The 15,338-nt window shown below is 44.9% G+C and carries 18 protein-coding genes; 7 read left to right on the plus strand and 11 right to left on the minus strand.

Annotated features, from left to right (window positions below):
- Positions 1-178 precede the first annotated feature (178 nt).
- Together R8N47_RS12190 and R8N47_RS12195 are read left to right on the plus strand one after the other, a co-directional pair.
- Positions 179-811: a thiol:disulfide interchange protein DsbA/DsbL gene (locus tag R8N47_RS12190; protein WP_054574392.1), complete on the plus strand. Its 633-nt coding sequence runs from the start codon at positions 179-181 to the stop codon at positions 809-811.
- Positions 812-824: 13 nt separating this feature from the next.
- A complete protein-coding gene (locus R8N47_RS12195; protein ID WP_005375638.1) occupies positions 825-1,298 on the plus strand; it encodes an FKBP-type peptidyl-prolyl cis-trans isomerase in 474 nt (157 codons plus the stop codon).
- 82 nt (positions 1,299-1,380) lie between these two features.
- Here R8N47_RS12195 and cyoE read toward each other — a convergent pair whose 3' ends face one another.
- Genes cyoE through R8N47_RS12215 form a run of 4 tightly spaced genes read right to left on the minus strand, consistent with a single transcriptional unit; the run spans position 1,381 to position 4,621 of the window.
- Positions 1,381-2,280 carry a heme o synthase gene (gene cyoE, locus R8N47_RS12200; protein WP_005385222.1) on the minus strand — a complete coding sequence of 300 codons (900 nt, stop codon included), beginning with the start codon at positions 2,278-2,280 and terminating at the stop codon, positions 1,381-1,383.
- Complete coding sequence (locus R8N47_RS12205; RefSeq protein ID WP_033906821.1) at positions 2,273-3,292, minus strand: COX15/CtaA family protein; 1,020 nt, start codon at positions 3,290-3,292, stop codon at positions 2,273-2,275. The genes cyoE and R8N47_RS12205 overlap by 8 nt, the downstream gene beginning before the upstream one ends.
- Before the next feature lie 11 nt (positions 3,293-3,303).
- Positions 3,304-3,840: a hypothetical protein gene (locus tag R8N47_RS12210; protein ID WP_017635864.1), complete on the minus strand. Its 537-nt coding sequence runs from the start codon at positions 3,838-3,840 to the stop codon at positions 3,304-3,306.
- Entirely contained in the window at positions 3,830-4,621 is a 792-nt protein-coding gene (locus R8N47_RS12215) for an SURF1 family protein (RefSeq protein ID WP_031777208.1), read from the minus strand. Before R8N47_RS12215 ends, R8N47_RS12210 begins: the two co-directional genes overlap by 11 nt.
- Between R8N47_RS12215 and R8N47_RS12220 the strand changes: the two genes are divergently transcribed.
- Complete coding sequence (locus R8N47_RS12220) at positions 4,620-4,856, plus strand: DUF2909 domain-containing protein (protein WP_005375504.1); 237 nt, start codon at positions 4,620-4,622, stop codon at positions 4,854-4,856. The two genes, R8N47_RS12215 and R8N47_RS12220, sit on opposite strands and share 2 nt — an antisense overlap.
- Positions 4,857-4,880: 24 nt before the next feature.
- Here R8N47_RS12220 and R8N47_RS12225 read toward each other — a convergent pair whose 3' ends face one another.
- From R8N47_RS12225 to coxB, 4 genes are read right to left on the minus strand one after another with little or no spacing between them, the layout of a single operon-like run.
- Positions 4,881-5,765 (minus strand): cytochrome c oxidase subunit 3, encoded by an 885-nt coding sequence (locus R8N47_RS12225; RefSeq protein WP_005385214.1) that lies wholly within the window; start codon positions 5,763-5,765, stop codon positions 4,881-4,883.
- Between the two features lie 51 nt (positions 5,766-5,816).
- Positions 5,817-6,356, minus strand: a complete 540-nt coding sequence (locus R8N47_RS12230; protein ID WP_005385211.1) for a cytochrome c oxidase assembly protein — start codon at positions 6,354-6,356, stop codon at positions 5,817-5,819.
- A 20-nt stretch (positions 6,357-6,376) separates the two neighbouring features.
- Positions 6,377-8,008 (minus strand): cytochrome c oxidase subunit I, encoded by a 1,632-nt coding sequence (gene ctaD, locus R8N47_RS12235; protein WP_064354592.1) that lies wholly within the window; start codon positions 8,006-8,008, stop codon positions 6,377-6,379.
- Complete coding sequence (gene coxB, locus R8N47_RS12240) at positions 8,005-9,168, minus strand: cytochrome c oxidase subunit II (protein ID WP_005385208.1); 1,164 nt, start codon at positions 9,166-9,168, stop codon at positions 8,005-8,007. The genes ctaD and coxB overlap by 4 nt, the downstream gene beginning before the upstream one ends.
- Before the next feature lie 330 nt (positions 9,169-9,498).
- On the opposite strand from coxB, the gene R8N47_RS12245 reads away from it, so the two are divergent.
- Positions 9,499-11,193, plus strand: coding sequence for a phospho-sugar mutase (locus R8N47_RS12245; protein WP_318070214.1), 1,695 nt, complete (start codon positions 9,499-9,501; stop codon positions 11,191-11,193).
- A gap of 98 nt (positions 11,194-11,291) precedes the next feature.
- Here R8N47_RS12245 and R8N47_RS12250 read toward each other — a convergent pair whose 3' ends face one another.
- Positions 11,292-11,714 (minus strand): GNAT family N-acetyltransferase, encoded by a 423-nt coding sequence (locus R8N47_RS12250; protein ID WP_005375519.1) that lies wholly within the window; start codon positions 11,712-11,714, stop codon positions 11,292-11,294.
- Between the two features lie 79 nt (positions 11,715-11,793).
- Positions 11,794-12,426 (minus strand): LysE family translocator, encoded by a 633-nt coding sequence (locus R8N47_RS12255; protein WP_005375522.1) that lies wholly within the window; start codon positions 12,424-12,426, stop codon positions 11,794-11,796.
- Positions 12,427-12,655: 229 nt separating this feature from the next.
- On the opposite strand from R8N47_RS12255, the gene R8N47_RS12260 reads away from it, so the two are divergent.
- The 3 genes from R8N47_RS12260 to R8N47_RS12270 all read left to right on the plus strand — a co-directional run bounded on the left by R8N47_RS12260 (position 12,656) and on the right by R8N47_RS12270 (position 14,584).
- On the plus strand, positions 12,656-13,483 hold the full coding sequence (locus tag R8N47_RS12260; protein ID WP_005385198.1) for an AraC family transcriptional regulator: 828 nt from the start codon (positions 12,656-12,658) through the stop codon (positions 13,481-13,483).
- Between the two features lie 79 nt (positions 13,484-13,562).
- On the plus strand, positions 13,563-14,273 hold the full coding sequence (locus tag R8N47_RS12265; RefSeq protein ID WP_064354591.1) for an AzlC family ABC transporter permease: 711 nt from the start codon (positions 13,563-13,565) through the stop codon (positions 14,271-14,273).
- Positions 14,273-14,584 (plus strand): AzlD domain-containing protein, encoded by a 312-nt coding sequence (locus R8N47_RS12270; RefSeq protein ID WP_005385193.1) that lies wholly within the window; start codon positions 14,273-14,275, stop codon positions 14,582-14,584. Before R8N47_RS12265 ends, R8N47_RS12270 begins: the two co-directional genes overlap by 1 nt.
- On the opposite strand, the gene R8N47_RS12275 is transcribed toward R8N47_RS12270, so the two are convergent.
- Entirely contained in the window at positions 14,581-15,195 is a 615-nt protein-coding gene (locus R8N47_RS12275) for a fumarylacetoacetate hydrolase family protein (RefSeq protein ID WP_017635857.1), read from the minus strand. The two genes, R8N47_RS12270 and R8N47_RS12275, sit on opposite strands and share 4 nt — an antisense overlap.
- Positions 15,196-15,338 lie beyond the last annotated feature (143 nt).

The raw sequence follows: 15,338 nt of genomic DNA on the forward strand, positions 1-15,338 counted from the left end.
ACTGGAGTCAATGCAAAATCATCTCTCAAATAAAACGCAACACTAAAATACCCTACCCTTACAGTCCATACGTCAGGCAAAGTCTGTTACCAATGGTCTCACTTTATTGTTATTTAATGGTTTTAGTCACTATCGTTAACCGATAAACTAACGCAAATTTCTCATTTAGAGCACTACTATGTTAAAAACCATATCGAAAGGCTTTGCTGTTGTTGTTGCCGTAATGGCTTTGTCGGCATGCGATAGCGGCAAGAGTCAGCCTCAGCAAGGCAAACAATACGAAGTTTTGCCAGTATCCCTTGAAGAGTATGATTTAGCTCCCCTGACTGAAGCATTCTCTTTAACTTGTGGCCACTGCCGCTCAATGGAAGAGTTTGTCCCTCAAATTGAATCATTGACCGATCAAAGCGTTGAAAAAATGCATGTAACGTTCAATGAAAGTGCACAAGTGAGCGCCATCATCTTCTATACTGCCGTAATGCAGCTTGAATCAACACCAGATAAAGCGTTTATGGCGGATCTTTTTACTGCTGTGCAAATGGGTGCCGATGCAACAGCTGAGGAACGCCAAATCGCCGTAGAGAAAGCCTTTGAGTCTCGCAACCTTATCAGCCCTTACCATTTAGATGAAGCACAGCAAAAAGCGCTGTTTGAGTACATCACTAAGGCAGAAGCGATCACGACTCGCGGCCAAATGAACTCCGTTCCAGCCTTTATCGTAAACGGAAAATATCAAGTGATTACTGGTGGTCATGACAGCGTTGAAGCCATGGCAGAAACCATCAAATTTTTGCTAAAACAACCTAAATAGACAAGGAGATTACGTGTCTAAATTTTTGTTTCCTCTTATTATTTTTATTTTGGCGGGCTTTTTCATTTACCGTACTTGGACAAACCATAAAGTAGCAGATGAAAACTTTGCCAAAGGCCAAGCATTCTTACTAGAAAATGCGAAAAAAGAAGGCGTCATCACAACAGAAAGTGGCCTTCAATACATGGTTCTTGAAAAAGGCGAAGGTGAGGTTCACCCAACTGCAACAAGTAAAGTAAAAGTACACTACCACGGCACCTTGATTGATGGCACGGTATTCGATAGCTCTGTTAATCGTGGTGAGCCGATTTCATTTGGTCTTAACCAAGTCATTAAAGGCTGGCAAGAAGGTCTACAATACATGGTAGAAGGTGAGAAAATCCGCCTTTTCGTACCAAGCACGCTTGGCTATGGTAAGAGTGGCTCTGGCCCAATTCCACCAGCAAGTGTTTTGATCTTTGATGTTGAACTGCTAGAAATTCAATAAATCTAGAAAGCTTTGTCTTAAAGCCAAAGTATCAAAACCAAAAACGCCGCGAACCACGCGGCGTTTTCTGTTTTAAGAGAGGTTAAAAACCAATATAGTGATCCGAAAGCAATGCAATGAACAACGCCAAAAGATGATAGATAGAGAATTTAAACGTCTCCATCGCGGTATTTGGCTCTGGTGCATATTTTAGCTTCCATGCATGGTACATAAAGCCAGCATTGAGGAGTAGCGAGGCAAAAAGATACACCACGCCGACCATACCAACCAAAACCGGTAGGACACAAACCAAAGTCAATAGCACCGTATACAACAGAATAGAAGTTTTGGTGTACTCAATGCCGTGTGTCACTGGCAGCATGGGAATATCTACCTTGCGGTAATCCTCGACACGATGAATAGCCAGAGCCCAAAAATGTGGTGGCGTCCAGATAAAAATGATCATCACGAGCAGCCAAGCATTCGCATGTAATTGCCCTGTTACAGCAGTCCAACCGAGAAGAGGCGGCATCGCACCGGCAATCCCTGCAATGACGATATTTTGGGGCGTAGCACGTTTGAGGTACATTGTGTATACCATCGCATAGCCGAGCAAACTCATCAAAGTCAACCATGCCGTCAGCGGGTTGACCATCGCATAGAGAAGTACAAACCCTAAGACACCTAAAACTGTAGCGAAGGCTATCACCGATGATGGTTTAGTCTCACCCGATGGCAATGGTCGTTTATGTGTACGTGCCATTCTCGCATCAATTCGGCGGTCAATTAGATGATTAAACGCTGCCGCAGACCCGGCCATCAGACCAATCCCCGTTAGGCCAACTACCGCCTGCAACCAGGGGAAATCATCAACTGGGGCTAAGCTCATCCCTACTACTGCCGTCACCAACATTAACGCCACCACTTTAGGTTTCGTTAACTTCAAATAAACGGAACTTAGTCGCTTTCGCCCATTTAACGACAGCGCGATTTCTTTACTCATAGCGAACTCCTTTCGCGGTGTAATTCCAAGCCGTTTTACCCTGCCACAAGTAAAACTGGCTAACACAAACGAGACTCAACATAACAGCGGCACCGAGGTTGTGCGCCACCGCGACATAGATAGGAAGTTGAAATACTACGTTGCTTACACCCAGCATAATTTGGCACACCAGAGTGAATAACAACCACCCTCCGATTCTCTGTGAATGATGAGAATCTTGCCTCATAAGCCCAATACTATAAGCCAATACCACGGTGGCGGTAACAATAGCGCCTATACGATGAGTGACGTGTATAGTCATTCTTGCCGGATACTCCAAGACACCAAATTCATAATTCTCGAATCCAGTTTGCCAGAAAGAAAACGCTTCTTTCCATGAGAGATGGCTCATCCAGTCTCCCTCACAAATCGGCAGTGTGGTACACATCAGCGCAGCATAATTTGACGAAGTCCATCCTCCAAGGAGCACTTGCACCAAAACAACCAGAAAAACCAACAATGAAAAGCCTCTCAGAGAGCTAGAAGATGGAGAGAAATAGAGATTGTTTTGCGCTTTTAATTGGCAGTAAAAAATCGCCTGTAACGCCAATAAAACAAAACCACCGAGCAAGTGAAGCATCACGATGACGGGCATTAATTTAAGAGTAACTGTCCACATTCCCAAAAGTGCCTGCCCAATCACCAATACGCTGAGCAACATCGGAATGGTTGAATTTACACGCTCAGACCTTATTGATATCGCTGCCATCGCAAAAATGACTAAACCTAACGTTCCTGCAAAATAGCGATGAATCATCTCAAGCCATGCTTTCTCATGCTCTACTGCCCGCTCGGGGAAGTTCAGGTTAGCACGTATGACGTCTTCTTCTTGATGCGGCACAGAAAAGTGCCCATAACAACCAGGCCAATCCGGGCAACCTAACCCTGCATCTGAAAGGCGAGTATATGCCCCTAACATGATCACCACGAGAGTTAGCAGCAAACTGAATCTAACCAACTGAATTAATTTCATATGCACTTCCTCTAACCGACTCGTGACAGTTTTAAGAGCTTGCGTAAGTCCGCCAACATACCTTTATTCAATAGGACTAAGTCCTCATTTGGTTTCGGCGAGTAAGACATCACCAGTTGCCCAAGAGGATCAACGATCAACATTTGCCCAGGTTTCACTTTTGCGGTAACCAATTCATTCATTTGCATCGCTAACATCGATACTTCCATGGGATCTGAATGCTCAGTCTGCCAAACGACTGGCACTACTCGCTCTTGATACTTACCTAAAGCAACATGACTTTGCTGAAGCAGGTAAAGCTGCTGTTTACACTGTTCAGTGCATTCGTTAGGCAATACATAAGCGAGTTGCCAACCATGGTCTTTGAGAGGTGACTCTTGACCAAGCTGCTCTAACGTCGTGTATGGTTCGACTAACTCGCCTCTATTGGTCACTCCGCTTTGATACCACCCTTGTGTGAGAATGACTTTTGCAATGACAGCGGGAAGCGCGAACGTACAAACCAGCGCAATCAACATTAGTCGTCCTTTGGTTACTTTAGATGTCATGCTTCACCTCCATGTGACGCAACTTTTTTTGCCAACGAACAAAAACAATTAAAGTCAGTATTAAGAAAACACCTGCCATCGAAAACCATTGAATCGAATAGCCAAAATGTTTGGCACTATTGAGTGGTAATGGATTCCAAGGAAAGTCATAGGGCCAACGAGTTAAATTGTCTGGCTGCAAGACTGCGGGCATAAGTTCAATATTCAGTAGCTGATTCAATTGCGCGATGTTTAGGTTTTGCACGCGAATAACATCGCCAACTTCCGGCATTAACTCTGAGCTCAGTGGATTAGTAGATTTTCGGTACAGGCGTCCTGTGATGAAAATCGAATTATCGAGTTTGGTGACCGTTGGTAACATTGAGCGATCTGCTCTTCCCTCGACAAAACCAAGCTCCAATAACGCATAGGTACTAGGCTCATCGCTCGTCAATACAATCTGAAATGCTAAATATCCCACACTGCCTTGATGCGTTTGGTTGTCTAACAAAATTACGGGAAACGCCTGAGGAACAACATTAACTTCCACTTTTTTCCCGAGGATACTTTCCTCTCGCCAGTCGTTGTCTTCAAGAACGACGCTTAGTGCTTGGTACGCACTATCCGCACGCGCGAGAATGGCTTGTTCCAATGCTTGTTTTTCTTGCCCTCTCTCAAACTGCCAAAAACCCAGTTTGACCAAAAGAGAAAACACAACCACAGTTAAACCAACTGCAACCCAAAACCGTTTCGATAGCCATAATTGTCTTGATAACAACAATGATGAAACCGGAGGTGCCATGTCCACCGTATTTCTATTCAAACTGACGCTTGTCCTTTTGCTGCTTTTCATTATCTTCAACCTCGCAAAAGCGCTTATCGAAATGGTTCGTGAAGACCCAGATAATCCTGAAAAAAGAGACAAACCCATGAGTCATTACTTAGGCCGTCGAGTCATGTTCTCCGCTTTGGTGGTCGTCCTTTTGCTTATTGCGCTCAGCTCGGGTTGGCTAGCACCAAACCCTCGCCCTTATTAGTCGAACCAAGAGTTCACACTGCGCCTAAAGTACGTAAACAAACACAAACAGACATAACCAAACCACATCCACGAAATGCCAATACCAGCTGCCGGCTTGAAAGGCAAAATGGTTCTTTGGCGAAAAGTGATCTTTAGCGATTCTGAACAGCAGCACGATCAAGAAGATAGTCCCAAGACAAACGTGTAAACCGTGGAACCCCGTCAACATGAAGAACGTGTTACCGTAAATACCGGACTGCAACGTGAGCCCTATGTCTTGATAAGCATGAACATACTCAACCGCTTGGTAATATAGAAAAAAGCCAGCAAGTACGATGGTTATCTCTAACCAAACAATCAGTGCCGTTCTTTTGTCTTGTTCAAGGCTTATATGCGCCATATGTAGCGTAATAGACGACAATAGCAGCAAGATAGTATTGGTAAGGGGTATGCCCTGCCACGGCATAGCTTGTGTTGTTTCTCCTCCCGGTGTCAGTGTGAGTGGCCACATCGCTTCGAAGGTTGGCCACAGGACTTCGTTAGTCATGAAGTTATTATCTGCCCCACCTAACCAAGGCACAGAAATCATTCTGGCGTAGAACAAGGCACCAAAAAAGGCACCAAAAAACATCACTTCAGAAAAGATAAACCAGCTCATTCCTTGGCGAAAAGAACGAGTAATTTGCGAGCTGTATTTTCCACTCAGTGATTCAGTAATCACATTACTAAACCAACCAGCCAACATGTAAAGCAAGAACAAGAAGCCCACCGCTAGCACAATGCCACCAATGGTTCCCACTGCACCGTCACTTTGTGTCCCCTGGACGGTCATGCCCGCGCCAACAGCAACCAAAAACAGAGCAAATGCACCGATGATCGGCCAGCTACTTTGAGCGGGAACATAATATGTTCCTGGCTTGTTACTCATAATTTCTCTCCTTACTGACCAACCTTGGTCTGTATCTCTCTCCCTGAGTGGCTAAGAGCCTGTAGGAGGGGGAAGTTTATAGAGTGTGTAAGACAGCGTTAACGTGTGTATAGACTCAGGCAAGTCCGGTTCGATATAAAAAATCAACGGCATTTGAGCTTGCTGTTTACCATCCAGAGGCTGCTGGTTAAAACAAAAACACTCAATCTTATTGAAGTAAGCAGCTCCAGTCCCGGGAGAAACAGAAGGAACGGCTTGCCCCACCAACTTCTGCCCGCTTTCATTAAATGCAAGGTATTCAGTTTGCACAACTTCACCTGGGTGAACATCCATCGAAATCACTTTGGGTCTAAACTCCCAAGGCATATCTGGGCTGACATGAGCCATAAACTCCACGCGAACAGTTCGGCTCATGTCCGGTTGCATACCTGTCGGTTGAATGGCGGCTACTTCACTTGTCTTTCCATTGATTCCCAGTGCGTCGCACATCACGTCATAAAGTGGGACCAGTGCATAGCCGAAGCCAAACATTAACAGGGTCGCCAAAAGCAACTTCACTGTGAGCTTCTTGTTTGATGGATTCGGTTTCATGTCACTCACCCCACTCTTTGCTAGTCAATCTTAGGCGGTGTAGTAAACGTATGATGCGGCGCAGGGCTTGGCACTGTCCACTCTAAGCCTTCCGCACGTTCCCACGGTTTTGCAGAGGCCTTTTCCCCGCCACGAATACACTTGATCACCAACCATAAGAAGATCAGTTGTGACAACCCGAATGCAAACCCACCAATTGATACTATTTGATTAACATCAGCAAACTGAATGGCGTAATCCGGTATGCGTCTTGGCATGCCCGCTAAGCCTAGGAAGTGCATTGGGAAAAACAGGACATTGACGGAAATAATTGAGCACCAGAAATGCCATAAACTCAGCTTGTGGTCGTACATATTGCCCGTCCACTTAGGTAGCCAGTAGTATGCCGCTGCCATGATCGAGAATACCGCACCAGATACCAACACATAATGGAAATGGGCAACCACGAAGTAAGTGTCATGATATTGGAAATCCGCCGGCACAATCGCCAACATCAGTCCCGAGAAGCCGCCAATAGTAAAAAGCACAATAAAGGCAATGGCAAACAACATTGGCGTTTCAAATGTCAGAGCTCCACGCCACATGGTGGCAACCCAGTTAAAGACTTTAACCCCCGTTGGTACCGCAATCAGCATAGTGCAATACATGAAGAAGAGCTCAGCAAAAACTGGCATCCCCGTGGTAAACATGTGGTGCGCCCACACAAGGAAAGATAACAATGCAATGCTGCACGTCGCGTAAACCATCGAATGATAACCAAACAGCTTCTTACCACTGAAAGCAGGCAGAATGGCGGAAATGATTCCAAACGACGGTAAAATCATGATGTACACTTCTGGGTGACCAAAGAACCAAAAGATGTGTTGGAACATTACCGGGTCACCACCACCAGCTGCGTCAAAGAAGCTAGTCCCGAAATATTTGTCAGTAAGAACCATGGTCACTGCACCCGCTAGTACCGGCATAACCGCGATCAACAAGAAAGCGGTAATTAACCAAGTCCAAACAAACATTGGTAACTTGAACCAAGTCATTCCCGGAGCTCGCATATTTACGATCGTCACGATAACGTTGATCGCGCCCATAATGGAGCTGATACCCATGATATGCACAGAGAATACAAACAGCGCAGTGCTATCTGGTCCATAAGTCGTGGACAGCGGAGCATAAAACGTCCAACCAAAATCAGGACCGCCGCCAGGTAAAAACAACGAGCTAAACAAAATAAGAAATGCAAAAGGTAAGATCCAAAAGCTCAAGTTGTTCATGCGCGGCAGCGCCATATCAGGAGCGCCGATCATCATCGGGATCATCCAGTTAGCAAGACCCGTAAATGCTGGCATCACCGCACCAAATACCATCACTAAACCGTGTACCGTGGTCATTTGATTAAAAAACTGCGGATCGACTAGCTGTAGCCCTGGCTGGAACAGTTCGGCACGAATGATCATTGCCATCGCACCACCTGTTAGAAACATCGCAAAGCTAAACCAAAGGTAGAGGGTGCCTATGTCTTTATGGCTTGTAGAATACAACCAACGAGTGATGCCCTGGGGTGCATGATGCTCGTGACCATCATCGATCGCAATGGTACTGTTCGCACTGGCTTCTGCTGGCGCAGACTTCACTGCCTTATCTATTGGCTTACTCATATTTCCTCCTTAGCACTGCCTTGTGCCTTAAAGGCATTCACATCGGATGCTTGCACTGTATCGCCAGTATCGTTGCCCCATGCATTTCGTTGATATGTGATAACCGCGCCAATTTCTTTGTCACTTAACTGATTAGAAAAAGCCTGCATTGCGGTGCCCGGGCGACCGTTGACAATAATATCTATGTGCTCTGTAACATCTCCGGTTGCAATAGGACTGCCTTTAATCGCGGGAAATGCACCCGGAATCCCCTCACCATTTGCCTGATGACACACAGCGCAACGCGCCGTGTATATCGATTCGCCTTGCGACATCAATTCGTCCATAGATAAGTCTTGAGAGAGCGCTTCTTGTGCCGCCGCTTTTTGAAGCGCGAGTTCTTCCTTCTTACTCGCTAGCCATTCATCGAACTTTTCTTCTTCCATTGCATGCACCACCACTGGCATAAATCCGTGTGCACGACCACATAGCTCCGCACACTGACCGCGATATACGCCTGGCTCATCAATTCTTGTCCATGCTTCATTGATAAAACCTGGAATGGTGTCTTTCTTGACGGCAAAGTCTGGTACCCACCAAGAGTGAATGACATCATCAGAAGTCATCAAAAAACGCACTTTGCGATTCACAGGCAACACCAAAGGGTTGTCTACTTCCAGTAAGTAATGCGCGCCTTTAGCTTCGATTCCATCAATTTGTTTTTGGCTGGTGGCAAGCAAACTGAAGAACTCAACATCTTCACCAAAATAGCTGTAATGCCATTTCCATTGCGAGCCTGTGATCTTGACCGTGATATCCGATTGGCTTGTGTCTTCCATTGCTACTAGAGTTTTTGTTGCGGGAATCGCCATAGCGACAAGAATGATGATGGGTATGACCGTCCAAATAATTTCCACTTTTGTGCTTTCATGGAAATGTGCTGCAACTGCTCCTTTTGACTTGCGATGACGGAAGATGGAATAGAACATCACACCAAAAACAATCAAAGCAATTACACAGCAGATATAGAAAATCAGCATATGTAATTCATACACTTGCCCACTTATCTCTGTGACCCCTTTTGTCATGTTGTAGTCATTTTCCTTTGACCAACCAAAAGAGGAAAATGTGATTAAAATCACATTCAGTGATAAGGCTAGAGTAGTCGTTAATCTTTTCAAAAGATCTCTCCTCTGCTCAGCCGCTACGCCTACGCGAGCTTCCTTGCGTCCCGATGCAAATATCGAACAACTTTACGAAAAATCACAAAAACTACGATTTCGACACGGTTTGTTATATTTATGTTAAAAGGCTAGTTATAGTTCCAAGGTTCTTCAAGAAATTAAATATGATTAAATTTTGTTCGGATAAGAAAAATTAATTCGGTTTATCGATTGCCCTCTTTGAAATGTAATTGAGAACCATTTACATTGATTTAAAAGAAAACATTGAGATACTTACCAAACGAAGTGTCCAAGAAAGTAGGCTCCCCCTACTAAGGAATGACTGATATGACAGCACTAATTACGCAATGGCTAGAACGAGACCCTGATCCTAAGACTCGTGAAGAGCTACAACACCTCGTCGATACGAACAATGAACAAGAACTTACTGATCGCTTTGGCTCACGCCTTGCCTTTGGTACTGCAGGCTTACGTGGCAAAGTGGGCGCAGGTCCAAACCGAATGAACCGCTTGGTGATTCAAGAGACCGCCACTGGTTTAGGGAACTATTTGCTTGAGCAAGTCAAAGATGCCGCGAGTCGTGGTGTCGTTATTGGCTACGACGGTCGTCCCGATTCAAAACAATTCGCGCATGATACCGCATCCGTACTGACGGCCCTTGGTATCAAGGTTTACCTAACGTATGACGTTGCAGCAACCCCAATTGTCGCGTTTGGTGTCCGTACATTGAATGCGGCGGCCGCTGTTGTTGTTACTGCCAGTCACAATCCACCAGAATACAATGGCTTTAAAGTATATTGGGAGAATGGCGCACAGATTATTCCTCCACACGACTCTGGAATCGCAGCGAAAATTGATGACGCAACAACGAAGCCATTACCTTTAATGTCTCTCGATGATGCAAAACAGCACGGTTTGTTAGTTTGGTTGGAAGACGACTACTACCAAACTTACCGTAAGACAATGAACGAAAACGCGCTGCTTACTCCTGACAACAATACCGATATATCTATTGCTTACACCGCAATGCATGGCGTTGGCGCGAATATGGCGGAAACGCTACTTGCCGACGCAGGCTTCCAAAAAGTGGCAAGTGTTAAGGAACAGCGCGAACCTGATGGAAGCTTCCCAACCGTCAACTTCCCAAACCCTGAAGAAGCCGGTGCAATGGATATGGTGATGGCATTAGGTAAGTCCGTAGATGCCGATATCGCTTGCGCGAACGATCCAGATGCGGACCGTTTTGCCGTGGCAGTTAAACGCCCAGATGGCGAGTATCAAATGCTAACAGGTGATCAGGTGGGCTCACTGTTTGGCGATTACTTGCTGGAACAGCAACCTAACGCTTTGGTTGGCAACACCATCGTATCCTCAAGAATGCTGAGCAGCATCGCTAAGGCGCATGGCGCACAATACTATCAAACATTAACTGGCTTTAAATGGCTTACTAACGTTGCCATGGAACAAGAGACAGAAACCAACCCATTCTTGTTTGCTTATGAGGAAGCGCTCGGTTATACCGTGGGTAACAAGGTGTGGGATAAAGATGGTTTATCTGCAATCGTCGCGTTTTCACAGCTAACAGGCAAGCTTAAAGCGCAAGGCAAAACACTGTGGGATAAACTGGAAGAGCTGTACCGCAAGCACGGTTTCTACTTCAACGCACAACGCAGCATCGCTCTCGACCCGAACTCTCCACCAATCGGCGACAAACTCCGAGCCAATCCACCAACAGAGATTGCTGGTAAAAAAGTTGCAGTAACCGAAGATCTAAAAACATCGGTTCGCATGTTTGACGACGGCTCTGAAGAATCCATTGACTTACCAGCAAGTGACGTATTGATTTATCACCTAGAAGATCAATCTCGCGTGATTGTTCGTCCTTCTGGTACTGAGCCAAAACTAAAATGTTACTACGAAGTCATCAACCTCTTCCCTGCGGATATGAGCTATGAACAAGCACAGCAAGCAGCAGAAGCGAAGATGAACGAACTTATCGACGCGCACCAGCAAAGTTTGTAAGTCAAAGAGAAACATAGATATTTGATACAACAAGAGGCGCAAATTCGCGCCTCTTTTTTGATTTTCACTAGAACAAGTCAAGCTAACCCGTGCTTTCCCTAGCCTACAATTTCCTTTTGTAGAAAGTACTTGTGGATGCCCTCTGCAGGATAGCCTGAGTACTGCCCCACTTTCTCAAAACCCAATTTGAGATAGAACTCAAGAGCTTGAAAGCTGTAGGTATCCAAATAAACATGGGTAACCCCATGAGGCTTTACTTTTTGTTCTAGCATCGACATTAATTGACTACCGAGACCAGAGGTTCGACTTTCAGCGTCTACCCACAAAAACTCAACAAACACCGTATTTTTAAACATTTCGCCAGTCAAGCCACCCATGATCTTGCCATTCTCATCTTTTGCGAAACAGCCTACAGCATGCACTTCCCCTTCAGGTAAATGCAGTCGGTTATAAGATCGAATACCTTCACGAACAAAATCAAGGTCTGTTTGATCTGGATTTAAACAAAATTCAAGCTTCATATATCCTCTCCTTAGGAAACACCAATATCCTAAAACAAAAAGCCAGCAATTGCTGGCTTTCTAATGGAATATGATAACTTTACAAGGCGAAACTACTCAGCATCCACAACGCCAGAATAACAAACACTAACCCCATTAGTTTATGTTGATACGTGCGGAATTTTTCGTTCTCGAGCAGCCCTTTGCCCAATGTGCCTGCTAACCCAACAAGTAATAAATTGAATGACAAGCCAAGAACGTTCAACAATAACCCTAGCGCTAGCATCTGCTCACCGGAAGATGCAGTGATATTGCTTGAGACAAACTGCGGCAAAAACATCACAAAAAAGACCAAGGCTTTAGGGTTAAGCAAATTACTCATCAAAGCACGCTGATAATAAGTTGATGCCATTTTGTTTTGACCATCAAGCTCTGGAGCCGAAGATGCCTCAGCTCGTAAGCAGTCCCAACCCATTTTTAACAAGTAAGCGCCACCTAATAGATGAAGGACTTTAAGGGCTATTGGGCTCATGGCAATCAGGGTAGATACGCCCATCGCAGCAAGCAAAGTAAGAATAACACCAGACGTCGCATTGCCTAAGCTAGCAAAAAGACCGACCTTCTTACCGTAACTCATACTAGAGCTCGCTATCAGCAACATATCGGGCCCTGGTAACAGCAACAAAGCCACTACTGCGGTGAGATAAACAGGAAGTACAGATAAATCAATCATGATGGAACCGCTTTTCTACAACAAGGCGGCGAATGTTATACCAACAAAATAACATCATCCAGCCCAAAATAGCCAAGATAAGTCAAAAAATAAAAATCATAGTTTGCCCAGTTGAAAAGTAGCAATCAATTCGCCTGTTTATCAAAATCGAATAGCAATTTTGTACAAAAATAAGCACGATGGATCCGTTACACTTCTAAAATGATTTTCTTGAGCAGACCGGATAAAGATGAAAGAAAAGAATAAGGAAATCGCTACCTTCAAGATAGCTCAAGAGCTCGGCGGTTTAGAACTTCTCGATGCAAAGTATGAGAAGCAGAATTTTTCACGCCATAGCCACGAAGGTTACACTATTGGTGTCATCGAAAAAGGGGCACAACAATTTTTTAGGACGGGCGGGAATCATATCGCGCCACAGGACAGCATCATCCTTGTTAATGCAGATGAAGTACACAACGGGCATTCAGCCTCGGAAGGCGGTTGGGAATACAAAGCAATGTACCCTGTACCTCAGCAGTTTCAAACTTTAGGACAAGAGCTTGGTTCACCAAATGTAGCTCTGCCCTATTTCCCTCAACCTGTGGTTTACGATCCTGAGCTGGCTAGTCAGTTACGATTGGTATTTGAAACACTAGAAAAATCAGACAACCGTTTATTGAGAGAAACTTTGGTTTACGGCACGTTGATCAAGCTAGCCAGTAAACACAGCACTCATCGGGCACCACTGAAAGAGTCAACCAGAGCTCAGCGACAAGTGCAGCTCGTCAGAGAATTTTTGGAAGACTTTCCACAAACGGACGTCTCACTAGAAGAACTCGCCAAACTGTCTGGATTAAGCCCTTTTCATCTGCTGAGAGAGTTTCAAAAGCAATTTGGCTTTCCGCCTCATGCCTATCAAATTCAGCAACGTTTACGTATGGCGAAGAAGCTACTAAAAATGGGACAAAAAATTTCAGACGTGGCACAAGAATGCGGCTTCCATGATCAAAGCCATCTGCATCGACACTTTAAAAAAGCCATGGGCGTCACTCCCGGCCAATACGTCCGTCACAGCTAAAGCAGCAATATTGTACAAGGCGTTATGCGACTACCGAGCTATCTTGGTAATCTGATTTAGGAATAAATAAGAAGAAACTATGGACCACACTTTGCCGTTAAAAAAAGAATCAAAAGCCACGCTATTTTGGCAAGGTACACTTGCGATGATGCCTCTGAGTATCGCAGTGCTCCCTTGGGGCTTACTCGCAGGCTCATTCGCAATTGATACTGGGCTTCACCCTTTGGAAGGACAAGCACTATCCGCCATTTTGTTCGCAGGTTCTGCACAGCTCGTCGCGATGGGAATGATTAAAACGGGAGCAGGTCTAGTGACCATGTTACTGACAACGTTTTTTATCACCTCTCGACACTTCCTCTACAGTGTATCGATGCGCAGTAAAATTGCACCGCTCCCTCTAAAATGGCGATTATCACTCGGCTTCTTACTTACTGACGAGCTGTTTGCGATTGTAGGCCACCATTCCGATAAACAATTTAATCGCTGGTATGCACTTGGGGCTGGTCTGAGTTTTTACCTGTTTTGGAATGTCGCGACATTGACGGGCATTATTGCGGGAAGTCTAATCCCTGAACTGAACGAAATGGGTTTGGAATTTGCTGTAGCCGCTACTTTTATCGCGATAGTAGTACCCACCATTAAAAATGCAGCGGTGCTCGCGAGTGTTATTGTGGCTTTGGTGAGCTCAGTTGCCCTAACCTATTATCAAATTGAGGGAAGTTTGATGATTTCGAGCATTTTAGCCATGCTTACTGGTTACTTTGTGGAACAAGTAAAGGAGAAACGCTAATGATCATGTTGGCTATTTTGCTGATGACGGTACTTGTTTTCACCAGCCGCTACTTGTTTTTAGAACCCAAGCTACCATTGCGATTAGGGACGCGCACTCAAAAAGTACTCAATTACGCTAGCCCCGCAGTACTGACTGCGATCTGGGCACCGATCGTTTTCATTCCCGATGGGGAGCTCAGCGTCAATGTGCAAAACCCATTTTTACTGGCTGCCGTACTGGCTGCTTTAATCGCGTATTTTACTAAAAATGTTCTTTTAACGACGGTTATCAGTATGGTGGTATTTCTCGTTCTACGAATTTGGCTTTAATCCGCCAACCACTCAATCTCCAACAAGGTGACATCGCCACACTTTAATCGACCAAGGAAGATGTCACCTTCATGTACCTCACCAACGCCCTTTGGTGTACCAGTCATCACTACATCGCCATCTTGAAGTGTTGTGTAACTGGTTAATTCATCCAGGATAGTTAGCGGCGGATAGAGCATTTGGTTAACGTGACCTTTTTGTACACGAACACAGTTGATTAAGAGCTCAAGGTTTAGATCATTGATATCAATGTTATCCAAAGAGACAAACCGACTAAACACAGCGGAGCCATCAAATGCCTTAGCACGCTCCCACGGCAACCCCTGATTTTTAAGCGAGGATTGCAAACCACGCTTGGTCAGATCCAATCCCAAACCAACCGCTGAATAACGTCCATCCTTGATCAAAAAGCAGATTTCAGCCTCATAATGAAGGGGCTCTTGATGGAATGAACGCAGAGTTGTTGATACGGAGGTTGCGGGTTTATTAAATACAACCATTTGCTCAGGCATTGCATTATTAAGCTCATGAATGTGTTCAACGTAATTTCGTCCAACACAAAGCACTTTACCCACTTCTACTTTCTTTTCTTCAACTTGAATAACACTCATCATTCTTCCCTGCAAAACAAAAATCCCATCATAATCTAACCTATTGACTTAACGACACTAAATAGCAACCTCTAGTGTAAAAAATAAGACATTCACCCCGTTTTGAATTTTGTATCATCTAATTGAAACAGCAAAGTATTTGT

Source organism: Vibrio sp. 2132-1 (genome assembly GCF_033344315.1).